Origin of the sequence: Variovorax sp. 160MFSha2.1 (genome assembly GCF_048305075.1) — a bacterium.
In the GTDB taxonomy this organism is placed as follows: Bacteria; Pseudomonadota; Gammaproteobacteria; order Burkholderiales; family Burkholderiaceae_C; genus Variovorax; species Variovorax guangxiensis.
This window is the reverse complement of the sequence record NZ_CP157624.1, coordinates 1,149,259-1,175,064: the sequence shown is the minus strand read 5'-3', so window position 1 is coordinate 1,175,064 and position 25,806 is coordinate 1,149,259. Positions and strand designations below refer to the sequence as shown.

Here is a 25,806-nt window from a genome sequence, read left to right as displayed (position 1 = left end):
AATGAAATACCTCCTCGTCCTCGCGGTGCTCTGGGTCGCGATCTGGCTCTGGCGCAAGAACCGGCGCGAAGAAATGCACGACGCCATGCGCGAGCGCGCGGCCAAGGCACGGCAACAGCAGCGCACGGCCGCCAGCCAGCCGCAGGCCATGGTGCGCTGCGCCCATTGCGGCCTGCACCTGCCGGCGACCGATGCCATCGCCGGCCCCGGCGGCGCGGTCTACTGCAGCACCGCGCACCGCGAAGCCGCCACGCAGCAATGAGCACGCCCCTGTGGTCGCGCGGCGAGCCGGTCACCGACTGGGACGTGCTCGACCAGGGCCCGGCCGAGAGCTCGGCGCTGGGCCGCCTCTGGCGCGGCTTCATGGGCGCGCGCTGCTTCGTCGCGCTGGTGCTGGTGCTGCTGCAGGGCGTGGCGTTCGCGATCGGCCAGACCATGCAGACGGCGGCCATCGCCGTCTCGGCGCTGTACCTGGCCGCGACGTGGCTGGGCATGCGCTACTCGCGCTTCCAGCCGCCGATCCGGGGCTTCGCCGCGTCGTGGCTGATGACCATCGGCATCGACCTGGCGGCCTTCGCCGCCTTGCAGGTGCTGCAGGGCGGCAACGTCAACTACACGCCGCTGTTCGCGCTGCCGGTGCTCATGAGCGCGGTGCTGGGCACCATGATCGTGAGCCTGGGCACCACTGCCACCGTCACGCTGCTGCTGCTGGCCGACGCGGGCTGGCACTGGCTGCAGCATTCAGCCGATTCGTCGCCGCGCTTCGTGCAGGCGGCGCTCACCGGCACCGGATTCTTCGTGGTGGCGCTGCTCGCGCACGAGATGGCCCGCCGGCTGGCGCGCGAGGAAGCGGTGGCGCAGCGCAACCGCAGCAGCGCGCAGATGCAGGCGCAGGTCAACGACCTGGTGATCGAGACGCTGAGCGAAGGCGTGCTGGTGATCGACGCCGAGGGCCTGGTGCATGCGGCCAACCCAGCGGCCGACGCCATCCTCGGCCAGGGCCTGGCCAGGCTGACGCTGCCCTTCCCGCTGCATGCGCAGCCGGCCTGGCACGCACTGGCCGCGCTGGCCCGCCAGACCTTCGCGCGCCGGGCGCCGCAGACGGAGGAAATTCCGGTGGCGCAGGCGCGCGGCGCGGCGCGCGAGGTGCGCGTGCGCACTCGCCTCACGCCCGCCAGCGAGAAGCGCGCGGACAGCCTGTGCGTGATGTTCCTGCAGGACCTGCGCGAGCTCGAGGCCCGCATCCGCACCGAGAAGCTGGCGGCCATGGGCCGCATGTCGGCCGCCGTGGCGCACGAGATCCGCAACCCGCTGGCCGCCATCACGCAGGCCAGCGCGCTGCTCAACGAAGACCTGACCGACCCCGCGCACCGCAAGCTGACGAGCATGGTGCAGCACAACGCGCAGCGCCTGGCGCGCATCGTGGACGACGTGCTCGACGTTTCCCGCGCGCGCCAGCAGCGCGTGCTCTCGCTCGGCGAGCAGCTGGTGCTCGACCCTGCGGTGCAGGTGCTGGCCGAGGAATGGGTGCGCCAGACGCAGCGCAAGGGCGTGCTCATGTCGTTCGACGCGCCCGCCAGCGAGGTGCGCTTCGATGCCGAGCACCTGCGCCGGCTGATCGTGAACCTGCTGGACAACGCCTCGCGCTACGCCGGCACGCGCGAGGGCTCGATCCAGGTGCTGACCGCGCTGCAGCGCAGCGGCACCAGCCGCCCGAGCCTGATGGTGTGGAGCGACGGCGCACCGCTCGAACCGGCGGTGCAGCGGCACCTGTTCGAGCCGTTCTTCTCCTCGGAGAGCCGCTCCAGCGGCCTGGGCCTTTTCCTGTGCCGCGAGCTGTGCCGGCGGCACGGCGCCACCATCGGCTACGAGCGCCGCGCGCTGGTGCCGGGCGGGCCCGAGGGCAACGAATTCTTCGTCAGCTTCGCCCCCAGCGAAAACCGGCTGACACAATAGCGCCCGTGAGCAACTCCCCCTCTTCTTCCACCCAGCGGCCGGCGCAGATCCTGGTCATCGACGACGAGCCCGATCTGCGCACGCTGTACGAGCTGACGCTGCTGCGCGAGGGCTATCGCGTCGAGGCGGCGGGCAGCGTGTCGGAAGCCTGGCAGCACCTGGAGGCCGCGCGCTTCGACGCGGTGATCACCGACATGCGGCTGCCCGACGGGCAGGGCATGGAAATCATCCACCGCATCCAGAAGAATCAGCGCAGCGAGCGCTGCGTGGTGATGACCGCCTACGGCTCCGCCGAGAACGCGGTGGAGGCGCTGAAGGCCGGCGCCTTCGACTACCTCACGAAGCCGGTCGACCTCAAGCAGTTCCGCGCGGTGGTGGCTTCCGCCGTGCAGGCGCGGACGACGCCGCAGCCGCTGGCCAAGCCTGTGCAGGCGACGCCCGCTGGAAGCAACAGGGCCGAAGCAGAGGCGGCGCCTACGTCCGGCACCGGCATCGCCGCGCTCGACCGGCTGGTGGGCGAATCGGAGCCGATGCGGCTGGTCAAGTCACGCATCGCCAAGGTGGCGCGGGGCATGGCGCCGGTGCTGGTGCGCGGCGAATCGGGCACCGGCAAGGAACTGGTCGCGCGCGCGGTGCATGCCTGCAGCCAGCGCAGCGAAGGGCCCTTCGTCGCGGTGAACTGCGGCGCGATTCCCGAGAACCTGCTCGAGGCCGAGTTCTTCGGGGCGAAGAAGGGCTCGTACACCGGATCCTCGCAGGATCGCGACGGCTACTTCCAGGCCGCGCGCGGCGGCACGCTGTTCCTCGACGAAATCGGCGACCTGCCGCTGGCGATGCAGTCGAAGCTGTTGCGCGCGATCCAGGAGCGCAGCGTGCGCTCGATCGGCTCGACGCAGGAAGAAGCCGTCGACGTGCGCATCGTCAGCGCCACCCACAAGGACCTGCACTCCGAAGTGCAGGCAGGCCGCTTCCGGCAAGACCTCTTCTACCGCCTCAACGTGATCGAGATCGCGGTGCCCGCATTGCGCGACCGCCGCGAGGACCTGCCCGCGCTGTGCAAGGCGCTGCTTTCGCGCATCGCACAAGACGGCGGGCTGCCGGTGCCGCACCTGTCTGACGAACTGCTGCGCCGCCTCGCGCAGCATCCGCTGAACGGCAACGTGCGCGAGCTCGAGAACCTGCTGCACCGCGCGGTGGCGCTGAACGACGGCGACGAGCTGCATCTGGATCTGATGGGCGGCTTCACGGCCGCGGCCGAAGCTGCCGCGTCCTCCGCGCCAGCCCCGCTGTCGCCCGTCGGTGCCGATGCGCTTGCCGTGCCAGCACCGGCGCCGAGTGCGCCCGTGGTGGCACCGCCCAGGGCCGCGCCGCCGCCGCTGCCCTCCGACCTGCAGGCCTACCTCGACCAGCAGGAGCGCGAGATCCTCGTGCGCGCGCTGCACGAGAGCGGCTTCAACCGCACTGCCGCCGCCGCCCGGCTGGGCATGAGCCTGCGCCAGATCCGCTACCGCATCGCGCGACTGGGCATCACCACGCCCAACGGCGACGATGGTGCGAACAGCAGCCATGCCGACGACTGAAGAAGCCCCCCCGGCGTCTGGCGACGCACTCTGGCGGGCCGGCTGGTACCGCTTCGCGAAAGCCCTGCCCTCTCCCAACTTCGGGCCCCGGCCGCAGGGCGCGCAGATCGACCTCATCGTGCTGCACTCGATCAGCCTGCCGCCCGGCGAGTACGGCGGCGACGAGGTGCAGCGGCTTTTCACCAACCGGCTCGACTGGGACGCGCACCCCTACTTCCAGGCCCTACGCGGGCTGGAGGTTTCGTCGCATTTCTACGTGCGGCGCAACGGCGAACTCTGGCAGTTCGTGAGCTGCGACGACCGCGCCTGGCATGCGGGCGTGTCGTCCTGGCGCGGCCGCGAAAACTGCAACGACTACTCCATCGGCATCGAGCTGGAGGGCCTGGAAGGCCAGCCCTTCGAGGAGCCTCAATACGAGACGCTCGCGAGCCTGTGCGCCGCCATCGCGCAGCATTTTCCGGTCGGGCACATCGCCGGCCACGAGCACGTCGCGCCGGGGCGCAAGCAGGACCCGGGCGCCGGCTTCGACTGGCGCCTGCTGCGCGAACAGCTCGGCTGGAATCCACAGATGTTTCCCGAGCAGGTGATCCGGCGCTAATTTTTTCAATCGCGCGGCGGCTTGCGATGCGACGCTCATGCGCCGCAGCAAAGAGAATCTTTCAAACGCGCGATGCAGCAACCATGCGCCCTCCAGGCCCAAATCGGCCTGCAAGCCACGGCCCATGCGGGTTGCAGGACCATAGGCCAGTATTCATGGGGCATCTTTGCAGGTGTTCTATTGCGGAAGTAATACCGGCAATCCTTGTATCCATTGGAAAACGCTACATCTAGTGGGTTGTACGCCCCGTGCACCCTAGATATAGTGTCCCCCGTCCGGTACCGTACACCGGTGCGGCGCCGGGCCAGGTGCCGCCATCCAACAAGAATTGCCAACTGAGAGGAAGCGAATGCAAACAGCCCTGAACCCCCAATCGACCCCGCGTGCCATCCCCTCCACGCCGTCGCAGCAGCAGCGAGACACTGCTGGCTCCCCCGCCGGCCAGAACCTGGCCCACTACCAGATCATCCGCCGCAACGGCGCCGTCGTTCCCTTCGAGCCGAACAAGATCGCCATCGCGATGATGAAGGCCTTCCTGGCCGTGCACGGCACGCAGGGCGCGGCATCGGCCAGCGTGCGCGAGACGGTCGACACGCTCACGCAGGGCGTGATCCGCGCGCTGGTGCGTTCGCGTCCGGGCGGCGGCACCTTCCACATCGAGGACGTGCAGGACCAGGTCGAGCTCGGCCTGATGCGCGGCGGCCACCATGAGATCGCCCGCGCCTACGTGCTGTACCGCGAACGCCGCACGCAGGAGCGCTCGAAGCAGGGCGAGCAGGAAGTGCCGGCCGCTCCCGCGCTGCACGTGCTGGACAAGGGCGAGCTGGTCGCGCTCGACCTGAACGAGCTCAAGAGCCTGATCGAGTCGGCCTGCGAAGGCCTGGGCGACAGCATCACGGCCGCTCCCATCGTCGCCGAGACGATGCGCAACCTGTACGACGGCGTGCCGCTCGACGAGGTCTACAAGGCCTCGATCCTGGCGGCCCGTACGCTGATCGAAAAAGACCCCGACTACACCTTCGCCACCGCACGCCTGCTGCTGCACACGATCTTCAAGGAGATCATCGGCCGCGAAGTGCTGCCCGCCGAACGCGCATCCGCCTACGCCGACTACTTCCCGCAGTTCATCAAGAAGGGCGTGGACAACGACCTGCTCGACGAGAAGCTGCTGCAGTACGACCTGCCCCGCCTGGGCGCGGCCCTGAAGCCCGAGCGCGACAACCAGTTCGACTACCTCGGCCTGCAGACCCTGTACGACCGCTACTTCCTGCACGTGCGCAAGACCCGCATCGAGCTGCCGCAGGCCTTCTTCATGCGCGTGGCCATGGGCCTGTCGCTCAACGAGATCGACCGCGAAGCGCGCGCCATCGAGTTCTACGAGGTGCTGTCGTCGTTCGACTTCATGTCGAGCACGCCCACGCTGTTCAACGCCGGCACGCTGCGCTCGCAGCTGTCGAGCTGCTACCTGACCACCGTGCCCGACGACCTGGACGGCATCTATGAGTCGATCAAGGAAAACGCGCTGCTGTCGAAGTTCGCCGGCGGCCTGGGCAACGACTGGACCCGCGTTCGCGCGCTCGGCAGCCACATCAAGGGCACGAACGGCGAATCGCAGGGCGTGGTGCCCTTCCTGAAGGTGGTGAACGACACGGCCGTGGCCGTGAACCAGGGCGGCAAGCGCAAGGGCGCCGTCTGCACCTACCTCGAAACCTGGCACCTCGACATCGAGGAGTTCCTGGAGCTGCGCAAGAACACCGGCGACGACCGCCGCCGCACGCACGACATGAACACCGCCAACTGGATCCCCGACCTGTTCATGCGCCGCGTGATGGAAAAGGGCACCTGGACGCTGTTCTCGCCCTCCAACGTGCCCGACCTGCACGACCTGTTCGGCGCCGAGTTCGAGAAGGCCTACGTCGCCTACGAAGAGAAGGCTGCCCGCGGCGAGATCAAGCCGAGCCGCACCATCCAGGCGACCGACCTGTGGCGCAAGATGCTCACGATGCTGTTCGAGACTGGCCACCCCTGGATCACGTTCAAGGATGCCTGCAACGTGCGCTCGCCGCAGCAGCACGCCGGCGTCGTGCACTCGTCGAACCTGTGCACCGAGATCACGCTGAACACCAGCGACACCGAAACCGCCGTGTGCAACCTGGGTTCGGTGAACCTGCTGCAGCACCTGAAGGACGGCAAGGTCGACCAGGAGAAGCTGAAGAAGACCGTGTCGACCGCGATGCGCATGCTCGACAACGTGATCGACATCAACTACTACGCCGTGAAGAAGGCGCGCGACTCGAACCTGCGCCACCGTCCGGTCGGCCTGGGCCTGATGGGCTTCCAGGACGCGCTGTACGAACTGCGCATTCCCTACGCCTCGCAGGAAGCCGTGCAGTTCGCCGACGAGTCGATGGAAGCCATCTGCTACCACGCCTACTGGGCCTCGACCGAGCTGGCCAAGGAACGCGGCAAGTACTCGAGCTACAAGGGTTCGCTGTGGGACAAGGGCGTGCTGCCGATCGACTCGCTCGACCTGCTCGAGAAGCAGCGCGGCGGCTACGTCGAGGTCGACCGCTCGGCCACCCTCGACTGGGACGCGCTGCGCTCGAAGATCAAGGCCGACGGCATGCGCAACTCGAACTGCGTGGCGATTGCTCCGACCGCGACCATCTCGAACATCATCGGCGTGGACGCCTCGATCGAGCCCTGCTTCGGCAACCTCTCGGTCAAGTCGAACCTGTCGGGCGAATTCACCGTGATCAACCACTACCTGGTGCGCGACCTCAAGCGCCTGGGCCTGTGGGACGACGTGATGGTGATGGACCTGAAGCACTTCGACGGTTCGCTGCGCCCCATCGACCGCGTGCCGCAGGACGTGAAGGCGCTCTACGCCACCGCGTTCGAGATCGAGACCACGTGGCTGGTGGAAGCCGCAGCGCGTCGCCAGAAGTGGATCGACCAGGCGCAGTCGCTGAACATCTACATGGCCGGCGCATCGGGCAAGAAGCTCGACGACACCTACAAGCTCGCATGGCTGCGCGGCCTGAAGACCACGTACTACCTGCGCACGCAGAGCGCGACGCACGCAGAGAAGTCGACGGTGCAGTCGGGCCGCCTCAACGCGGTGTCGTCGGGCAACGGCGAAGCGACTTCTTCCTCCGGCATGAGCGCGCTCGAAGCCGCTGCTGCTGCGGCAAAGGCGCAGATGAGCGCGATTCCCGCCACCGACATCGCGTTCTGCGGCGTGGACGATCCGACCTGCGAAGCGTGCCAATAAACGCTTCGGTGCTCGCGACAACAACTCAGTGAGGTGCTCGCGAAATCGCGCGACGTTCAATCAATCAAGGCATTGACTGACATCGCGCGATGCATGCGAGCAACATAACAACCACATAAATGGCGTGCGATGTGAACGAGCACTTTGCAACTCACATCGTTACTCCGATAATTTGAGCATTGGATTTTTCTATGTTGACCTGGGACGAAGAAGTCAAGCCCTCCTTACCAAAGGATATGCAACAAGGTTTGCAGCACCACAACGCATCGACCGGCGGATTGCCCGCAGGCCGTTCGGTGGACGCTCCGGCTTCGTCTTCCGTCGCGCAACCCGCCCTCCGCACCTTCAGCACGCTCGATGACGGCGCGCAGGTGCGCCCGGTTGCCACCGCCGCTCCTGCAGCATCAACGCCCGCAGTCGCCGCCCAATCCACCCAGCGCGTCAAGGCTTCGGACAAGCGCATCATCAACGGCCAGACCGACGTCAACCAGCTGGTGCCGTTCAAGTACAAGTGGGCGTGGGAGAAGTACCTCGCCACCTGCGCCAACCACTGGATGCCGCAGGAAGTGAACATGACGCGCGACATCGCGCTCTGGAAAGATCCGAACGGCCTGAGCGAAGACGAGCGCCGCATCGTCAAGCGCAACCTCGGCTTCTTCGTGACCGCCGACTCGCTGGCCGCCAACAACATCGTGCTGGGCACCTACCGCCACATCACGGCGCCCGAATGCCGCCAGTTCCTGCTGCGCCAGGCTTTCGAGGAAGCGATCCACACGCACGCGTACCAGTACATCGTCGAGTCGCTCGGCCTGGACGAGAGCGAGATCTTCAACGCCTACAACGAAGTGCCGTCGATCCGCGAGAAGGACCAGTTCCTGATCCCGTTCATCGACGCCATCAGCGACCCCAACTTCCACACCGGCACGCCCGAGGCCGACCAGAAGCTGCTCAAGTCGCTCATCGTGTTCGCCTGCCTGATGGAAGGCCTCTTCTTCTACGTCGGCTTCACGCAGATTCTCGCGCTGGGCCGCCAGAACAAGATGACCGGCGCCGCCGAGCAGTACCAGTACATCCTGCGCGACGAGTCGATGCACTGCAATTTCGGCATCGACCTGATCAACCAGCTCAAGCTCGAGAACCCCGGCCTCTGGACGGCGGAGTTCAAGGCGGAGATCAAGGCGCTCTTCCTGCGCGCCGTCGAGCTCGAATACAGATACGCCGAAGACACCATGCCCCGTGGCGTGCTCGGCATGAACGCCTCCATGTTCAAGGGCTACCTGCGCTACATCGCCAACCGGCGTGCACAGCAGATCGGCCTCGAAACGCTCTTCCCGAACGAAGAAAATCCGTTCCCGTGGATGAGCGAAATGATTGACCTGAAGAAAGAGCGCAATTTCTTCGAAACCCGCGTGATCGAATACCAGTCGGGTGGTGCGCTCTCCTGGGATTGAATCTTTCGAAAAGAATTAATGAATTCAAGAATTGCCCTTGCCACCGATCGCGCCGAAGAGCGCGGCATGGACGAGGGCTCAGGTGTTCATGGTGCTGGAGCAAAGATTCCAACACCATGAATCGCTTCACGTTACCCAACGTGCGTGGAGTGCTTCAATAGGTTGATTTTTTCAACTTGATCAAGGAGAAATAGAAATGGCAACTGCAAAGAAAGCTCCGGCTAAGAAAGCCGCTGCAAAGAAGGCTCCGGCTAAGAAGGCCGTCGCCGCCAAGAAGGCTCCTGCCAAGAAGGTAGCCGCCAAGAAGGCACCGGCCAAGAAGGTCGCGGCCAAGAAGGCTCCGGCAAAGAAGGTAGCAGCGAAGAAGGCAGCACCGGCGAAGAAGGCCGCTGCCAAGAAGGCTCCTGCCAAGAAGGCCGTAGCGAAGAAGGCGCCTGCGAAGAAGGCTGCTGCCAAGAAGGCCCCGGCGAAGAAGGCCGCTGCCAAGAAGGCGCCTGCGAAGAAGGCTGCTGCCAAGAAGGCCCCTGCCAAAAAGGCTGCGGCCAAGAAAGCCGCGAAAAAGCCTGCTGCCAAGAAGCCTGCTGCGAAGAAGGCTCCCAAGGCCGCTGCTCCTGCCAAGGCTGCCGCCGTAGCGCCTGCCCCTGCTGCGCAAACGACGCTGAACCCCCAGGCAGCCTGGCCGTTCCCCACGGCCAGCAAGCCCTGAGTTTCTCAGCGGCCTTGAAGGCAAAAAGCCCGGCACCTCACGGTGCCGGGCTTTTTTTATCGCCCCTATCGCCCTTCCAGGCGCTCTCTCAAAGAGAAGATCAGACGCCCAGCGCCTTGCGATCGATCTCGTAGTTCTGCGGGCCACGCTGCGCAATCTTGATCGCGCCGACCTTGTTGCCCAGCGCCGCGCACTGTGCGAGCGGCCAGCCCTTTTCCAGACCGAAGAGCAGCGCGCCACGCCATGCGTCGCCGCAACCCGTGGGCTCGACCACCTCGGTGGCCACCACGCCCGGCACGTGCTCGCGCTCGCCATCGGTCCAGATCTCGCAGCCCTCGGCCGCCAGCGTGACCACGAGGCCGCGCACGCGCCTGGAGATCTCCGCAAGGCTCCAACCGGTGCGCTGCGACAGCATCTTTCCTTCGTAATCGTTCACCACCACCCAGCTCGCCAGATCGACGAAATGGCGCAGCGCCTCGCCGTCGAACATCGGCAGGCCCTGGCCCGGATCGAACACGAACGGGATGCCCGCTGCGGCGAACTGCTCAGCGTGCTGCAGCATCGCGTCGCGGCCATCGGGGGCGATGATGCCGAGTTTGATGTCCTCGCGCGCAGCCACCTTGGTGACGTGCGCCTGCTGCATCGCGCCGGGGTGGAAGGCGGTGATCTGGTTGTTGTCGACGTCGCTCATGATCATCGCCTGCGCGGTGAAGGTGTCGTCGAGCTGGCGCACGAACTCCGTGCTGATGCCCAGCGAGCGCATGCGCTCGAGGTACGTGGCGCCGTCGCTGCCCAGCGTGGCCATCGGCAGCGCCGCGCCGCCTAGCGCATTGAGGCTGTAGGCGATGTTGCCCGCGCAGCCGCCGAAGTCGCGGCGTAGCGTCGGCACCAGGAACGACACATTGAGGATGTGCAGTTGATCAGGGAGGATCTGGTCGGCGAACCGCCCCTCGAAAGTCATGATGGTGTCGAATGCGAGGGAACCGCAAATCACTGCTGCCATGGTTAGCCGTTGGTGTGTTGAGTGGTGGATGAAAGCGAGAAGGACACACGCGCGCACGCGCCCCGCTCAGGGATAGAAAGCCTCGACGCGATAACCCGCGACTGGCGGCAGCGCCGCCGCTTCCGAAGCGGACAAGGTCAGGGGCAGCGAGGCCGCGCGATCCGCGCGCGCCTGCAACACGGCCGGAGCGCCATAGTCCGCCGGCATCAGCACGCGGCGCACCACGGCGCGCTCCTGCGTGTCGAGCAGCGAGAGCTCGACGGCCGGCATCGCGAGCGGCACCGTGGCGCCGTTGCGCAGGGTGAAGCTCAGGCGGTAGTCGTTGCCGCCGCTCTTCTCGCGCGCGAAGGCCGCGCCTTCGATCACGATGTCGCCGATCTGGCGCAGCGCGCCGAGCTCGCAGCCGGTGTACTGGCACAGCGCCGCAAGCGTGGGCCGCAGGTTGGGCTGGCGCGCGACGATGCCGTCCCGTTCATGGCGAACGATCTGCAGAACCAGCAACAGCGCCGCAAGAACCGCCAGCAGGACCAGCAGCACCCGCACACCCCTGCGCTGCCAGAAGCCCAGCGCCTTTTCCAGCGGCTCGTCGTCCTCCGCGAAGGGATGCCCCGGCGGCGGCTCGAAGATCGGCGAGAGCACCGGATCGGGCTCGTCGGCTCCGCTTTCGGTCTCTTCCCGCACCACCAGGGCCGGCGATGCCTTCGCGGCCGCACGCTCCTCGCGCGCCTTGGCGCTTGCGATCTTGGCCGACTTGGCACGAGCCCGCCGCAGCGCCTTCTGCATCTGGACCTGGTCGTGTTCCTTCTCCAGTTGCTCGCGTTCGTCCGCGGCACCACCGTCGTCGGCGGCGTCGTCATCGCTCGCACGCTGGATGAGCGTGCGCGTCTTGACGATGCGCGGCGTAACCGGCAGCGGCGGCGCCGGTGGTGGCGGCGCGGGCGGCGGAGACGCAAGATTCAGGTCGATGTTCGGAAACGGCGGCAGCGTGCTCGGCGGCGGCTTCCAGGCGGGCTGCGTGGCGTCGAGGTCGGACCACGGCTCGTCGGCGGCGAGGCCGTGCTCGGGCAGGGTCAGCGAGAACGCGGGCAGCGGCGACGCCGGGGCAGGAGGCGGCGACTGCACCAGCGGCGACACGGTCTTCGGCGTGGGGTCGAGCACCAGGGCATCCGGCGGAAGCAGGTGCTCCTCGTCCGTGAGCCAATCCTTGCGCTGGCGCTGATGCTCGGGCTCGTCGTCGAAGAAGTCCGCATCCTCGGCGGATGACGACAGGGGTTGCTCCGGCTCCTCGAGTCCGGGCTCGGCCGGGGGCAAGGGTTCCGGTGCAGGCGGAGGCGTGGGAGGCTCGGGCGAAGGCGCCGGCTCCGCAGCAGGCTGCTCGACCAGCCCCGGCATGAAGCCACTGCCCTGCACCGCCGGCGACGCACCAGGCGCGACCGCTGTCCCGCCGGTCCCTTCGGATGTCTCGTGCAGGTCGAGCGTCGCGTCGAACACATTGCTGCAGCGGCCGCAGCGCACCCAGCCATCCGAGATGCGAAGCTGGTCGCGCACCACCTTGAAGGTGGTGGTGCAGGCAGGGCAGCGCGTGACGAGACTCATGACCGGGCGATTGTAGGGTTGGGCCCTCGCCGCGCGAGGGGCTCAAGGCCACGCAAGAAACCGGCCGCGTGCGCCGCAGCAACTCAGCAGCGGGCCGTCATGAGGATCCAGCCGTCCTCGCTGTCGCTGACTTCGAGCACCGCGTACGGTGCGTAGGCTTCCTTCAGTTCGTCGGCCTGGCGTTCGAGGATGCCGGCCATGACGAGCGAGCCGCCCGACTTCACATGGCCGCGCAGCAGCGGCGCGAGCAGCTTGAGCGGCGTGGCCAGGATGTTGGCCAGCACGATGTCGTATTCGCCCTTGGCGGCGTCGGGCAGGCCGGCCTTGAGCTTCACGCCGTTGGCTTCGGCATTGAGCACGGTCGAGGAGACCGCTGCTTCGTCGATGTCGACGGCATCGATGTCGGTGGAGCCGAACTTCGCGGCGCCGATCGCCAGGATGCCGGAGCCGCAGCCGTAGTCGAGCACGCGCCTGCCGGCCAGGGCCCCCTCGCCTCGCGTCGCGATCCAGCGCAGGCACATGCGCGTGGTGGGATGCGTACCGGTGCCGAAGGCCAGGCCCGGATCGAGCCTGATGACCTGCCTGGCCTGCTCGGGCGGCTCGTGCCAGGTCGGCACGATCCAGAACTCGGGCGTGACTTCGACGGGCGCGAACTGCGATTGCGTCAGGCGCACCCAGTCCTGCTCGGGCACCGTCGCGATGCCGAGCACTTCGCAGCCTTCGTCAAAGAAGTCCTGCAGCGCGAGCACCGAAGCAGCGTCCTTGGCCTGCGCCTCGTCGGGAAAGAGCGCGATCACGCGCGAACGCTGCCAGCCCTCCTTAGGCGGCGGCATGCCCGGCTCGCCGAACAGCGCCTGCTCCGCATCGGTCTGCGCGTCGGCGTCTTCCACCGACACGCTCAATGCGTCGAGCGCATCGAGCGCTTCGCACAGCGTCTCGACCCGGTCTTCGGGCGCCATGAGGCGAAGTTCAAACATCGCGATGTTCCAGGCTCAGCGCTTGTGTGCGGCCAGCCACTCTTCCAGATAGTGGATGTTGGTACCGCCGCTCATGAACTTGGCATCGACCATCAGCTCGCGGTGCAGCGGGATGTTGGTCTGGATGCCTTCGATCACCGTCTCGTTCAGCGCCGTGCGCATGCGCGCCATCGCCTGCTCGCGCGTGTCGCCGTAGACGATGATCTTGCCGATCATCGAGTCGTAGTTCGGCGGCACGAAGTAGTTGGTGTACGCATGCGAGTCGACGCGCACGCCCGGGCCGCCCGGCGGGTGCCACATGGTGATGCGGCCCGGCGAGGGAATGAACTTCCAGGCATCTTCCGCGTTGATGCGGCACTCGATGGCGTGGCCGTTCATCTGGATCTGGCGCTGCGTGAACGGCAGGCGCTCACCCGCCGCGACCATGATCTGCGTCTTGACGATGTCGATGCCGGTGGTGAACTCGGTCACCGGGTGCTCCACCTGCACGCGCGTGTTCATCTCGATGAAGTAGAACTCGCCGTTCTCATAGAGGAACTCGAAGGTGCCGGCGCCGCGGTAGCCGATCTTCTTGCAGGCCGCGGCGCAGCGCTCTCCGATCTTCTCGATCAGCTTGCGCGGGATGCCGGGCGCGGGCGACTCCTCGATCACCTTCTGGTGGCGGCGCTGCATGGAGCAGTCGCGCTCGCCGAGGTAGACGGCGTTCTTGTGCTTGTCGGCCAGCACCTGGATCTCGATGTGGCGCGGGTTCTGGAGAAACTTCTCCATGTACACGGCCGGATTGTTGAAGGCCGCCTGGGCTTCCGCCTTCGTCATCTGGATCGCGTTGACCAGCGCCGCCTCGGTGTGCACCACGCGCATGCCGCGGCCACCGCCGCCGCCGGCGGCCTTGATGATGACCGGGTAGCCGATGGCTCGCGCGATGCGCTTGTTGGTGGCAGCGTCGTCCGAGAGCTCGCCTTCGGAGCCGGGCACGCAGGGCACGCCCGCCTTGATCATCGCCTGCTTGGCCGAGACCTTGTCGCCCATGGTGCGGATGTTGTCGGGCGTCGGGCCGATGAACTGGAAGCCGCTCTGCTCCACGCGCTCGGCGAAATTCGCGTTCTCGCTCAGGAAGCCATAGCCGGGGTGGATCGCCTCGGCGTCGGTCACCTCGGCCGCCGAGATGATCGCCGGCATGTTGAGGTAGCTCTGCGCCGAGGGAGCCGGCCCGATGCAGACAGCCTCTTCGGCGAGCTTGATGTACTTGGCGTCGCGGTCGGCCTCGGAATAGACCATCACGGCCTTGATGCCGAGCTCGCTGCAGGCGCGCTGGATCCGGAGGGCGATTTCCCCCCGGTTTGCAACCAGGATCTTCTTGAACATGCTTACTCGATGATGAACAGCGGCTGTCCGTATTCGACCGCCTGGCCGTTTTCGCCGAGGATCTGGGTGATGGTGCCGGACTTGTCGGCCTCGATTTCGTTGAGGATCTTCATCGCCTCGATGATGCAGAGGGTGTCGCCCTCGTTGACCTTGCTGCCGACCTCGACGAATGCCGGGGCGCCCGGGCTCGACGAACGGTAGAAAGTGCCGACCATCGGCGATTTCACCGCATGGCCGGACGGCGCGGCCTCGGCGGCAGGCGCAGCGGCCGCGGCGGGAGCCGCCGGGGCGCTGACGGCCGCGGCCGGCGCGGCGGCAGCGGCCTGAGGCGCGGCCAGGGTTTGCACATACTGCACCGGAGCAGCGCCGCCGCCCTTGACGATGCGAACCTTGCCTTCGGTTTCCGTGATTTCCAGTTCGGAAATATTCGATTCGGACACCAGATCGATCAGTGTCTTGAGTTTGCGCAGATCCATGGGACTCCAGTGCCGGCTGTGCCGGTCTTCAGGATATAACTTGTTCGAAAATCGGTGATTTTCGGCGTTCGGCGTCTAACGCCAGCGTAAGGAACTGATTCTAACCATGAACCAGTTCACGCCGCCAAGTCTCCAGGTCGGTCGCTTCGAGCTTGCCCATTTTACGGGCGGCCACGGAGCCGTTCGCGTTCAGGACCAGTGTGAAGGGCAGTCCGCCGCCCGTGTTGCCCAGGTTCTTGACCAGTTCCGTGCCCTGCAGGCCGGCCAGGCCCGTGGGATAGGTGACCGGCGTGCGCTGCAGGAACTTGCGAACGGCGCTCGGCTGATCGATGGCCAATCCGATCACTTGCCATCCATTCGCCCCATTTTGGCGGAAGAAGGCGTCGATCATCGGCATTTCCTCGACGCAGGGCGGGCACCATGTCGCCCAGAAGTTCAGCAGCAGCGGCTTGCCGCGCAGGCTCGACAGAACGAGGTCACCGCCCTCCGGACGCTCGAAGCTCTGGGCCCAGAAGGCTGCGTCGAGCATCTCCTTGCCGCCCGCACCGCCCCCTGCACTGCGCTCCTTCCACCAGGCGCCGCCGAGCCCGGCAGCCGCAGCCGCGGCCGCCACGCCGGCATAGAGCATGCCGCGTCGGGTGGGCGAAGAAGTCATTCACTTGTCCTTTTCTCGTTCAATCAGTCGGCGCAATGCGGGCAGGTCGCCGCGCGGCACGCGCCCCTGGGCATCGGGCTTCAGGGCGCCGCGCAGGTCGTCGAGGTCGTACACAAGCAGGTGCACGCCGATTTCCTCGCCGAGCGCGCGGCTCGGCGCATGCACGCTCAGGGCCTCGACCTGCTCGCCGTGGAAGCCGGTCACCATGCGCGGTTCGTAGTCCACGTGGTGATCGATCAGGGCTATCTCCGCCGATTTGGGATCATCGCAGAACAACTGAATATAAATGTCTGACAGCCGCGTGGCCGTTCCGTGCCAGACGGCGCCGCCCACATGAGGGCGGAAGACAGCCATGCGCTCCATCCATTCGAGCGCGAGGAGGCGCAACGCGTGCAGTTCCTGTGGCTGCGTGTCGGCGCAGAAGAGCTCGATGTACTCGCGCACCTCGGCTTCGACCTCGTCGTTGTTCGGCAGCGCGGTGCGCGTCGAAAGCCCCAGGTCGCGCAAGGCCCGCCGCTTGGCCGGGCCGTATTCGAGCCCCTCCTCCACGACGAGGCGGGCTGCGGCAGCGGCGATTTCACGCTTGGACGTGTCCATCGGGGCATTTTGCCCGCAGTAGGCGCCCCTCACATGAACATCAGTACGCGGCACGGGACAAACGGGCGGCCCCGCCGAAGGGCCTGCACACCGCTTACCTAGAATCGACCGATGCACATTCATATCCTGGGTATCTGCGGCACTTTCATGGGCGGAGTGGCCGCCCTCGCCCGCGAAGCCGGCCACCGGGTCACGGGCTGCGACGCCGGCGTGTACCCCCCGATGAGCGACCAGCTGCGCGCCCTCGGCATCGACCTGATCGAGGGCTTCGGTGCCGACCAGCTCTCGCTGGCCCCTGACATGTTCGTGGTCGGCAACGTGGTCTCCCGCGCGCGGCTGGCCGACGGCAGTCCCAAGTTCCCGCTGATGGAAGCCATCCTCGACGCCGGCAAGCCCTACACCAGCGGCCCGCAGTGGCTGGCCGAGCATGTTCTGCTGGGCCGCCACGTGCTGGCGGTGGCTGGCACCCACGGCAAGACAACCACCACCTCGATGCTTGCCTGGATCCTCGAAAAGGGCGGCAAGTCCCCCGGCTTCCTGGTGGGCGGCGTGCCGCTGGACTTCGGCGTCTCGGCCCGGCTGGGCGACGGCCCCGCCTTCGTGATCGAGGCCGACGAGTACGACACGGCCTTCTTCGACAAGCGCAGCAAGTTCGTGCACTACCGGCCGCGCACCGCGGTGCTGAACAACCTGGAGTTCGACCACGCGGACATCTTCGACGACCTTGCCGCCATCGAACGCCAGTTCCACCACCTCGTGCGCACCGTGCCCGGCACCGGCCGGCTGGTGGTGAACGCCACCGAGGAAAGCTTGCAGCGCGTGCTGGCCCAGGGCTGCTGGAGCGAACTCGCGCGCTTCGGCGCGGGCGGCGAGTGGCAGGCACGCGGCACCCACGACGCCTTCGAGGTGCTGCTGCGCGGCGAGGCGGTCGGCCGGGTCGAATGGGAGCTTTCCGGACTGCACAACCAGATGAATGCGCTGGCCGCCATTGCCGCGGCCGAGCATGTGGGCGTGGCGCCGGCCGACGCGGCCCGGGCGCTCGGCAGCTTCCGCAACGTGCGCCGGCGCATGGAACTGCGCGGCACGGTCGAAGGCAACGGCGGCGCGATCACGGTCTACGACGACTTCGCCCACCACCCCACCGCGATCCGCACCACGCTCGACGGCCTGCGCAAGAAGCTGGACGACGCTGGCCGCAAAAGTGAGCGCATCCTCGCTGCCTTCGAACCACGCAGCAACACGATGAAGCTGGGCGTCATGGCGGCGCAGTTGCCGTGGAGCCTGGAATCGGCCGACCTGTCGTTCTGCCACACGGCCGGCCTCGACTGGGACGTGGCCGCCGCGCTCGCGCCGATGGGCGATCGCGCGCAGGTCGCGGGGGCCATCGAGCCGCTGGTGAAGCAGATCGTCGCCGCGGCCCGGCCGGGCGATCACATCGTCTGCATGAGCAACGGCGGCTTCGGCGGCGTGCACGACAAACTGCTTGCGGCCCTGCGCGCGGCGGCCGCATCATGACCGCCATGCCGATCGCCCGAGCCCGCGAACTGGTCGAGACCCTGAAGCTCCAACCGCACCCCGAAGGGGGCTGGTACGCCGAGGTGTTCCGCTCCACATCGAACGTCACGCCGGCCGATGGCCGCCCGCCGCGCAGCGCGCTGACCAGCATCTATTACCTGCTCGAGGCGGGCCAGCATTCGCGCTGGCACCGGGTGCTGTCCGACGAAGTCTGGGTGCACCTCGAAGGCGTGCCGCTCGCGCTGTGGACCTGCGACGCCGCGATGCGGACCGCGCCGGCGCACACGCGGCTGGGCCCGGTCGACATCCATGGCACTCGCCCCCAGCACGTGGTGCCCGCCGGCCAGTGGCAGGCGGCGCAGCCGATCCAGAGCCACAGCTCGGGCGACTACACGCTGGTCGCCTGCATGGTCGGGCCGGGCTTCGACTTCGCCGATTTCTCCCTGGTGCCCTCCGACAGCGACGAGGCTGCGTCGATGCGGCACCACTGGCCCGACCTGGCCGGATTGCTCTAGGGCCCGCTCACCCCCGGCGGCGCTTGACCGCTTGCGAGAGCGTGTCCAGCACCTGCACCGAGTCTTCCCAGCCCAGGCAGGCGTCGGTGATGCTCTTGCCGTATTCGAGGCCCGAGAGCTGGTCCTTGCCCGGCGTGAACTTCTGGGCGCCCGGCTGCAGGTGGCTTTCGACCATCACGCCGAAGACGCGCTTGGAGCCGTCAGCGATCTGAGCGGCGATGTCCTTGGCCACGTCGATCTGCTTCTGGTGCTGCTTGGAGCTGTTGGCGTGGCTGCAGTCGACCATCAGCGTGGGCGGCAGCTTGGCGGCTTCCAGGTCCTTGCAGGCGGCCTCGACGCTGGCGGCGTCGTAGTTGGGCGCCTTGCCGCCGCGAAGGATCACGTGGCAGTCGCGGTTGCCGTTGGTCTGCACGATCGCGACCTGGCCGTTCTTGTGCACCGACAGGAAGTGATGGCCGCGCGCCGCCGCCTGGATGGCGTCGGTGGCGATGCGGATGTTGCCGTCCGTGCCGTTCTTGAAGCCGATGGGCGCCGACAGGCCCGAGGCGAGTTCGCGGTGCACCTGGCTTTCGGTGGTGCGCGCGCCGATGGCGCCCCAAGAGATCAGGTCGCCGATGTACTGCGGCGAGATCACGTCGAGGAACTCGCTGCCCGCCGGCAGGCCCATGCGGTTGATGTCGATCAGCAGCTGGCGGGCGATGCGCAGGCCCTCGTCGATGCGGAAGCTCTCGTCCAGGTACGGGTCGTTGATCAGTCCCTTCCAGCCGACCGTGGTGCGCGGCTTCTCGAAGTACACGCGCATCACGATCTCCAGCGTGCCGGCGTATTTCTCGCGCTCGGCCTTGAGGCGGCGCGCGTATTCGAGCGCTGCGGCCGGGTCGTGGATCGAGCACGGGCCCATGATCACCAGCAGCCGGTCGTCCTTGCCGGCCATGATGTTGTGGATGCGTCCGCGGGTGTCCTCGATCAGCGTCTCGACCGCGGTGCCGCGGATGGGGAAGAAGCGGATGAGGTGTTCTGGAGGGGGGAGCACGTTGATGTCCTTGATGCGTTCGTCGTCGGTCTTGCTGGTTTTTTCGACGCGCGCATACCAGCTGTCGCTGGCGGGGGAGTTGTTCGTGCTCATGGTGCTTCTTCCTTGTGTGCTGCTGGAGTTGGAATCGAGGGGACAAGAAAAAACCGCCGGGGCTTGAGGCCACCGGCGGTTCTGGGAGGGTATTCGTGTGTGCTGCTTACGCGCTCGCCTCTCGTCCGCCGGAAACCGGGAACCAAAAGTAGGCAAAAAAGTAAGCGCGGACAGCGGACATGGGGTGGCAATGTAGCACGGAAAAGCGAAACCCGGTCAAGGGACCGGGCTCGCTGTTGTTTACCGGTAGCCCGATTCGTTGGGGTTGTGGATGATCCAGATCAGGTTGCCGGAGGAATAGTCACCCATGCCGCCGCCCGCGAAGATCAGGCGGCCCTGGCCCTTGTAGGTCATCTCGAAACGATGGCGGTCGCTGCCGAAATAGAAGGGAATGAAGGCCTTGCCGGTTACATATGCGCCCTGATCGGTGGGCTGGCCGGCGATGTCGGTGACCTGCCGGGCGCTCATGCCGATCTGCAGGCGCGCGAACTTGCTGTTACGCGCCGGGTTGCCGGTGATCTCGCCTTCGTAGCCGTTCAGGCCCTTGACGGTGCGGCCGCTGCCGGCCTCGACCTTGGAGGAGTCGATCACGTTGCCCTGGGCGTCCATGCCGGCCTTGGCTCCGCCGCGCGCGGCAGGTGCCGCAGCCGCCGCCGCGGGTGCGGGCGCCGCCGCGGGCTGGCTACCAGAACTGCCGCGGGATGCGCAACCGGCGGAGGCCACCGCCACCACGGCGGTCACGGCCCACAGAACGGCGGGCGAATTGATCCTGTTCCCCATCGAAATGCTCCTTGAATGCGTTCTTCGCAAAAAAAGGAGCGCAGCTTAGCAACGGGAGGAAACAGTCCACAAGTGCCGAAAGTCCTAAGCCGTTCCACCTACAGTCAGGCCGTCGATGCGCAGGGTGGGCTGGCCCACGCCCACGGGCACGCTCTGGCCTTCCTTGCCGCAGGTTCCCACGCCGGAGTCGAGCGCCATGTCGTTGCCGATCATGGTCACGCGGGTGAGCGCGTCGGGGCCGTTGCCCACGATGGTCGCGCCCTTCACCGGGTACTGGATCTTGCCGTTCTCGACCCAGTAGGCCTCGCTGGCCGAGAACACGAACTTGCCGCTGGTGATGTCGACCTGCCCGCCGCCGAAATTGGTGGCGTACAGGCCCTTCTTGATGCTCGCGACGATTTCGTCGGGTTCCTTGTCGCCGCCGAGCATGTAGGTGTTGGTCATGCGCGGCATCGGCACGTGGGCATAGCTTTCGCGGCGGCCGTTGCCGGTGGGCTTGACCTTCATGAGGCGCGCGTTGAGCGCGTCCTGGATGTAGCCCTTGAGGATGCCGTCCTCGATCAGCACGTTGCGCTGGCTGGCGTTGCCCTCGTCGTCGACGTTGAGCGAGCCGCGGCGGTCGGCGATGGTGCCGTCGTCGAGCACCGTCACGCCCTTGGCCGCCACGCGCTGGCCGATGCGGCCCGAGAACGCGCTCGAGCCCTTGCGGTTGAAGTCGCCCTCCAGCCCGTGGCCGATGGCTTCGTGCAGCAGGATGCCGGGCCAGCCGGAGCCCAGCACCACCGTCATTTCCCCGGCCGGGGCCGGGCGCGCGTCGAGGTTGGTCAACGCCGCCTTCACGGCATGGTCGACGTACTCGGCGATCTGCTCGTCGGAGAAATACGCCAGGCCGAAGCGCCCGCCGCCGCCACCGGAGCCGATCTCGCGGCGGCCGTTCTGCTCGGCGATCACGGTGACCGACAGGCGCACCAGCGGCCGCACGTCGGCGGCCAGCGTGCCGTCGGCGCGGGCAACGAGCACCACGTCGTACTCGCTGGCCAGCCCCGCCATCACCTGCGCCACGCGCGGGTCGCGCGAGCGGGCGAGCTTCTCGACCTTCTCGAGCAGCTTCACCTTGGCTGTGCTGTCGAGCGTGGCGATGGGGTCGATGCCCTGGTAGAGCGAGCGGCTGGAGGCGATCTTGCGGGGCGCGGTCTTCACCTTGCCGGCGCGGCCCGCGGAAGAGATGGAGCGCACCGTGCGCGCAGCATCGAGCAGCGAGGCCTCGGAAATGTCGTCGGAGTAGGCGAAGGCGGTCTTCTCGCCGCTGACCGCTCGCACGCCGACGCCCTGGTCGATGCTGAAGCTGCCGGTCTTGACGATGCCTTCCTCGAGGCTCCAGCCTTCGCTGCGGGTGTACTGGAAATACAGGTCGGCGTCGTCCACCCGGTGCGCAGTGATCTCGGCGAGGGCCTTGCTCAGGTGCGATTCGTCGAGGCCGAACGGCGTGAGAAGGAGCTGTTGCGCCGTGGCGAGGCGCTCGATGGTGGGTTCGCGAGAGATCATTTTCAGGATTCTATGGCTCGCCCCCCGTCCGCGCTCAGTTCTGGGCGAGCCTCCTCGCCCGGGCGATGGACATCAGGATGCCCAGCCCCAGCCCCAGCGTCACCATCGCGGTGCCGCCATAGCTGATGAAGGGCAGCGGCACGCCCACAACCGGCAGGATGCCGCTGACCATGCCCATGTTCACGAAGGCGTAGGTGAAGAAGATCATCGTCACCGCCCCGGCCAGCAGGCGCGAGAACAGCGTCCCGGCGTTGGCTGCGATGACCAGTCCCCGGAAGATCAGCAGGATGAAGGCCGAGATCAGCGCCAGGTTGCCCATGAGCCCGAATTCCTCGGAATAGGCGGCGAAGATGAAGTCGGTGGTGCGCTCGGGAATGAATTCGAGGTGCGTCTGCGTGCCCTGCATGAAGCCCTTGCCGCCCACGCCGCCCGAGCCGATGGCGATCATGCCCTGGATGATGTGGAAGCCCTTGCCGAGCGGGTCCTTGCTGGGGTCGAGCAGCGTGCACACGCGCTGCTTCTGGTAGTCGTGCAGCACGCGCCAGTCGACGCCGTCGGCGCACAGCCGCGACTCGAAGCCCACGATCAGCGTGATGGCCACCGCGCCGATCACCACCGGCGGCACGATCAGCTTCCAGGGCAGCCCCGCGAAGAAGATCACCGACAGCCCCGCCGCCAGCACCAGCAGCGAGGTGCCCAGGTCGGGCTGCTTCATGATGAGCCCCACCGGCACCGCCAGCAGCATCGTCGCCACCACGAAGTCGAGCGGCCTGAGCTGGCCCTCGCGCCGCTGGAACCACCAGGCCAGCATCAGCGGCATGGCGATCTTCAGGATTTCGCTGGGCTGGATCACCACGCCCACGTTGATCCAGCGCTGGGCGCCCTTCTTGGTGATGCCGAAGAGCGCCACCGCCACCAGCAGCGCCACGCCCATCGTGTAGAGCGGCACGGCCGCGAGCATCAGCCGCTGCGGCGGCACCTGCGCCACCACGAACATGATGAAGCCGGCCAGCAGCATGTTGCGGCCATGGTCGACGAAACGGGTTCCGTGGTCGTAGCCCGATGAATACATGGTGAGCAGCCCGGCGAAGGCGAGCAGCAGCACGGCGAAGGCCAGAAAGCCGTCGAAGCCCTGGAAGATGGGCGCAATTCGACGCGCCAGGGAGGGCTGATTGAACACGGCGGACATGAGGGCGGATTATCCCAGCCCCACCGGCCCCCTCAATCGAATTCGAGCTGAACGACCGTGCGCCCCGGTCGGCTTTCGACCGTCAGGCGGGCCCCGATGGCCCCGGAGCGCTCCGCCAGCGAGCGCGGCATGACCCTGGTGGTGTCGAAGCCCTTGCCGTTGTCGATCACCCGCAGTTGCACCGTCTTGCCCTTCATGCCGGCCTCGAAGCGCAGCACGGTGGCCTCGGCGTGCCGCAGCACGTTGGAGATCGATTCGAACAGCAGGAACTGCAGCTGCCGCATGCCGTGCGCGTCCAGCCCCTCCACCGGCTCCACCTCGTCCACCGCCCATTCGAACTCGATGCCCGAGGACGCCAGCCGGGGCTCCAGCCGGTAGCGCGCCGCGGCGAGCAGCGCGCCCACGTCGCCCGGCGGCAGGTGGATGGAATCGATCTGCAGCTTGAGCTGGTCCAGCGAGTCGCGCAGGGTGCGCAGCAGGTCGCCCGAGCTGCTCTGGCCTGACTGCAGCTGGCGGATCGCCGAGCTGATGTGCGAGCCCACGCCGTCGTGCATCTCGCGCAGGATGCGCTCGCGCTCGTGGGTGCGCGCCTGCACCTGCGCCGCGGCCTCGAGCTCGGCATAGGTGGCCGCCAGTTCGCGCTCGCGCTGCGCCACCCTCTCGGCCAGGGCCGCGACAGAGCCGCGCGCCTGCACGGCCGCCGCACGGAAGCGCCGCAGCACGATCAGGAGCAGCACCGCGCCGAAGAACACCGACGAATAGCGCACCCAGGTGGTCTCGCCGTAGGCGTCGCTCAGGCGGACCACCAGCCAGTCGCGCGCGGCGAATGCCACCGTGACCAGCGCGGCGCCGGCCATCAGCAGGCGGTCGTCGTTCGGGTGGCGCAGCGTGGCGAGGGCGAAGGCGCCGACGAAGGCGGCGACGAACACGAGCTCCACGGCGAGCCAGGCGGTGAACCAGGCCGGCTCGTCCCGCTGCAGCGAAAGCGCGCTGAACAGCACCGTGCCGACCACGACGCCGGCCACCGGCCAGCGCACCCAGCGGTGGCGCCGCTCGTTCGCCCAGCCCGCGAGGTGGTAGACGAACATCATGGAGGCGGCCGCCCAGCCGGCGTAGCAGGCCGCCATCAGCACGCCCCACGGCCCCCAGGACAGCGGCGGCTCGGCGACCAGCCCGTCGGCCATGCGCACCGCCCAGAAGAATTCCGCCAGCGCGGCCCAGAAATAGATGGCCACGCGCCGCGGCATGCCGTTTGCATCGACGTCGAGCTGCGTCAGCCACAGCGCCAGCGCGATGCCGCCCACGATCAGGCTGAAGGCCATCAGCAGCACCGAGCCGGTGAAGCGCCAAGCGTTGGCGCTCTCGAAGAGCTCGTTGCGAACCGACGCGGCCGGCCCGACGACCACCTGCGACAGCCCCGCGAGGCGGGCGGTGTCGGCATGCAGCCGGATCTGCAGCAGGTTGTCGCCCTTGCGCAGCAGCTTGCCGGGCACGGGCACGTAGATGGGCGCCTTGGCGTAGTCGGCGTCGTTGTTGCGCTTCATGTCGCCGTAGGTCTGCAGCAGCGCGTCGTTGAGCTGCACCTCGAAGACGTTGCCCACGCGCGGAATGAAGATGCCCCACGGCGTCTCGGGCTCGGCCTCGAGCGTGAACGGCAGGTCGAAGCTGGCCGTGCCGGGGCGTCCGTTGTGCTGCCGGTCCCAGTGGTAGGAAAGCTCGACCGGCTCGGTGCGCGTGACGCCGTCGACCGTGGTCGTCACGGTACCCTGGCGCAGTTCGATCGGCGCCTCGGCGGCGGACGCGACGGAAACGCCGCAGGCGCCGAAAAGGCCGGCGAGGCCCATCAGGAGCATCGCCAGCCACGACATCACCAGCGACACCCGGTTCGGCCGCATCTGCGCTCAGCCCGGATGAGACAACAGGCCGAGACGCGTCGCTTCGAAGACGGCCTCGCTCTTGGAATGCACCGCGAGCTTTCCGTAGAGGTTCTTGATGTGGGTCTGCACCGTGTGCACGCTCAGGCCCTTGAGCCGGGCGATCTCGGCATAGGAGAAACCGCGAGCGATCAGCGTCAGCACCTCGTGCTCGCGCGCCGAGAGCAGGCCGCGGTCGGCTTCCTCGGCGGCGGCCTCGGGCGCCGAGCCCGGCGTGGTGCCGGAAGGCGCCGCAGTCTGCAGGCTGCGGTACTTGGCGAGCACGCGCCGCGCAATCATGGGCGAGATCGGCGAGGCGCCGGCCTTCATCTCCACGATGGTCTGGGCGATGTCCTCGGGCGCGGCGTCCTTGTGGATGTAGCCCACGGCGCCGGCCTCGATGCTCGCGAGAACGTTTTCCTCGTCGCCGAAGACGGACACCACCAGCGGTTCGCAGCCCGGAAAACGCGAGACCGCCTCGCGGATCACGTCGAGCCCGGTGCCGTCGGGCATGCCGAGGTCGACCAGCAACACGTCGGGAATGGTGGTCGTGCGCGAGAGCCAGCCCAGCGCCTCCTGCACGGTACCCGCGCTGCCGAGCCAGAAAAGCCGCGGGCTGCGCTGCACGCTCGCCTCGAAAAAGGCGCGCGCGCGACTGTCGTCCTCGACCACGAGCACGCCCCAGCGGCGTAGCGACGCGTCGTCCTGAGCCTCAATGTTCATTCCTCCGAGCATAAGCCTCGGCGAGCATGGGGCATCCATGCGCACATCCCTCGTTCATGGGATATGTGCGCCAACAGGCTTTGCTTGAAACTCTGGCCGCTTTTTTCCGGGCACATTCCTGCAGCCCGGGCGAGCGAAGTAACCGGAATGTAGGCGATTTGCACCGCAGCGAACTCAGCCTGAGTACTTTCGAATTCCAGATGCGCGGCATGCTCCCAGGCGCAGGAGCATGCGGAACGCCGGTGCGCCCCGGGCCCCGGCAGGCT

At 67.3% G+C, this 25,806-nt stretch carries 22 protein-coding genes; 9 read left to right on the top strand and 13 right to left on the bottom strand.

What is annotated here, in order from left to right; all coding sequences use genetic code 11:
- Nucleotide 1 precedes the first annotated feature (1 nt).
- The 7 genes from ABL838_RS05090 to ABL838_RS05060 all read left to right on the top strand — a co-directional run bounded on the left by ABL838_RS05090 (nt 2) and on the right by ABL838_RS05060 (nt 9,565).
- On the top strand, nt 2–262 hold the full coding sequence (locus tag ABL838_RS05090) for a PP0621 family protein (RefSeq protein ID WP_184634778.1): 261 nt from the start codon (nt 2–4) through the stop codon (nt 260–262).
- Nucleotides 259–1,956, top strand: a complete 1,698-nt coding sequence (locus ABL838_RS05085; protein ID WP_418124517.1) for a two-component system sensor histidine kinase NtrB — start codon at nt 259–261, stop codon at nt 1,954–1,956. The genes ABL838_RS05090 and ABL838_RS05085 overlap by 4 nt, the downstream gene beginning before the upstream one ends.
- Before the next feature lie 5 nt (nt 1,957–1,961).
- The gene (locus ABL838_RS05080) at nt 1,962–3,536 is read left to right on the top strand and encodes a sigma-54-dependent transcriptional regulator (protein ID WP_418124516.1); all 1,575 of its coding nucleotides are present in this window, start codon (nt 1,962–1,964) and stop codon (nt 3,534–3,536) included.
- Nucleotides 3,523–4,134, top strand: coding sequence for a 1,6-anhydro-N-acetylmuramyl-L-alanine amidase AmpD (gene ampD / locus ABL838_RS05075; protein ID WP_418124514.1), 612 nt, complete (start codon nt 3,523–3,525; stop codon nt 4,132–4,134). The genes ABL838_RS05080 and ampD overlap by 14 nt, the downstream gene beginning before the upstream one ends.
- Nucleotides 4,135–4,483: 349 nt before the next feature.
- Entirely contained in the window at nt 4,484–7,408 is a 2,925-nt protein-coding gene (locus ABL838_RS05070; RefSeq protein WP_184634770.1) for a ribonucleoside-diphosphate reductase subunit alpha, read from the top strand.
- Between the two features lie 191 nt (nt 7,409–7,599).
- On the top strand, nt 7,600–8,859 hold the full coding sequence (locus ABL838_RS05065; protein ID WP_418124513.1) for a ribonucleotide-diphosphate reductase subunit beta: 1,260 nt from the start codon (nt 7,600–7,602) through the stop codon (nt 8,857–8,859).
- A 196-nt stretch (nt 8,860–9,055) separates the two neighbouring features.
- On the top strand, nt 9,056–9,565 hold the full coding sequence (locus ABL838_RS05060; RefSeq protein WP_019656794.1) for a histone H1-like DNA-binding protein: 510 nt from the start codon (nt 9,056–9,058) through the stop codon (nt 9,563–9,565).
- 100 nt (nt 9,566–9,665) lie between these two features.
- Here ABL838_RS05060 and ABL838_RS05055 read toward each other — a convergent pair whose 3' ends face one another.
- The 7 genes from ABL838_RS05055 to ABL838_RS05025 all read right to left on the bottom strand — a co-directional run bounded on the left by ABL838_RS05055 (nt 9,666) and on the right by ABL838_RS05025 (nt 16,234).
- Complete coding sequence (locus ABL838_RS05055) at nt 9,666–10,568, bottom strand: carbohydrate kinase family protein (RefSeq protein ID WP_418124512.1); 903 nt, start codon at nt 10,566–10,568, stop codon at nt 9,666–9,668.
- A gap of 66 nt (nt 10,569–10,634) precedes the next feature.
- Nucleotides 10,635–12,164: a zinc-ribbon and DUF3426 domain-containing protein gene (locus ABL838_RS05050; RefSeq protein WP_418124511.1), complete on the bottom strand. Its 1,530-nt coding sequence runs from the start codon at nt 12,162–12,164 to the stop codon at nt 10,635–10,637.
- Between the two features lie 83 nt (nt 12,165–12,247).
- On the bottom strand, nt 12,248–13,141 hold the full coding sequence (gene prmA, locus ABL838_RS05045; protein WP_418124510.1) for a 50S ribosomal protein L11 methyltransferase: 894 nt from the start codon (nt 13,139–13,141) through the stop codon (nt 12,248–12,250).
- Nucleotides 13,142–13,156: 15 nt separating this feature from the next.
- On the bottom strand, nt 13,157–14,506 hold the full coding sequence (gene accC, locus ABL838_RS05040; protein ID WP_184634765.1) for an acetyl-CoA carboxylase biotin carboxylase subunit: 1,350 nt from the start codon (nt 14,504–14,506) through the stop codon (nt 13,157–13,159).
- Nucleotides 14,507–14,508: 2 nt separating this feature from the next.
- Nucleotides 14,509–14,982, bottom strand: coding sequence for an acetyl-CoA carboxylase biotin carboxyl carrier protein (gene accB, locus ABL838_RS05035; protein ID WP_418124509.1), 474 nt, complete (start codon nt 14,980–14,982; stop codon nt 14,509–14,511).
- A 100-nt stretch (nt 14,983–15,082) separates the two neighbouring features.
- Nucleotides 15,083–15,637: a TlpA family protein disulfide reductase gene (locus ABL838_RS05030; RefSeq protein ID WP_126021386.1), complete on the bottom strand. Its 555-nt coding sequence runs from the start codon at nt 15,635–15,637 to the stop codon at nt 15,083–15,085.
- Nucleotides 15,638–16,234: a hypothetical protein gene (locus tag ABL838_RS05025; protein ID WP_184634762.1), complete on the bottom strand. Its 597-nt coding sequence runs from the start codon at nt 16,232–16,234 to the stop codon at nt 15,638–15,640.
- A gap of 111 nt (nt 16,235–16,345) precedes the next feature.
- Here ABL838_RS05025 and mpl point away from each other — a divergent pair, with 111 nt between their 5' ends.
- Entirely contained in the window at nt 16,346–17,749 is a 1,404-nt protein-coding gene (mpl, locus tag ABL838_RS05020; RefSeq protein ID WP_184634761.1) for a UDP-N-acetylmuramate:L-alanyl-gamma-D-glutamyl-meso-diaminopimelate ligase, read from the top strand.
- Nucleotides 17,746–18,264, top strand: a complete 519-nt coding sequence (locus tag ABL838_RS05015; protein ID WP_184634760.1) for a cupin domain-containing protein — start codon at nt 17,746–17,748, stop codon at nt 18,262–18,264. The genes mpl and ABL838_RS05015 overlap by 4 nt, the downstream gene beginning before the upstream one ends.
- 7 nt (nt 18,265–18,271) lie before the next feature.
- Here ABL838_RS05015 and ABL838_RS05010 read toward each other — a convergent pair whose 3' ends face one another.
- The 6 genes from ABL838_RS05010 to ABL838_RS04985 form a co-directional block, all read right to left on the bottom strand.
- Complete coding sequence (locus ABL838_RS05010; protein ID WP_126021390.1) at nt 18,272–19,390, bottom strand: 3-deoxy-7-phosphoheptulonate synthase; 1,119 nt, start codon at nt 19,388–19,390, stop codon at nt 18,272–18,274.
- A gap of 240 nt (nt 19,391–19,630) precedes the next feature.
- Entirely contained in the window at nt 19,631–20,170 is a 540-nt protein-coding gene (locus ABL838_RS05005) for a hypothetical protein (protein ID WP_184634758.1), read from the bottom strand.
- An 84-nt stretch (nt 20,171–20,254) separates the two neighbouring features.
- Nucleotides 20,255–21,715 (bottom strand): metalloprotease TldD, encoded by a 1,461-nt coding sequence (tldD, locus tag ABL838_RS05000; protein ID WP_184634756.1) that lies wholly within the window; start codon nt 21,713–21,715, stop codon nt 20,255–20,257.
- A 34-nt stretch (nt 21,716–21,749) separates the two neighbouring features.
- A complete protein-coding gene (gene rodA, locus ABL838_RS04995; RefSeq protein ID WP_126021393.1) occupies nt 21,750–22,904 on the bottom strand; it encodes a rod shape-determining protein RodA in 1,155 nt (384 codons plus the stop codon).
- A gap of 32 nt (nt 22,905–22,936) precedes the next feature.
- On the bottom strand, nt 22,937–24,799 hold the full coding sequence (locus ABL838_RS04990) for a sensor histidine kinase (RefSeq protein ID WP_126021394.1): 1,863 nt from the start codon (nt 24,797–24,799) through the stop codon (nt 22,937–22,939).
- Nucleotides 24,800–24,805: 6 nt separating this feature from the next.
- On the bottom strand, nt 24,806–25,552 hold the full coding sequence (locus tag ABL838_RS04985; RefSeq protein ID WP_126021702.1) for a response regulator transcription factor: 747 nt from the start codon (nt 25,550–25,552) through the stop codon (nt 24,806–24,808).
- Nucleotides 25,553–25,806: the final 254 nt, after the last annotated feature.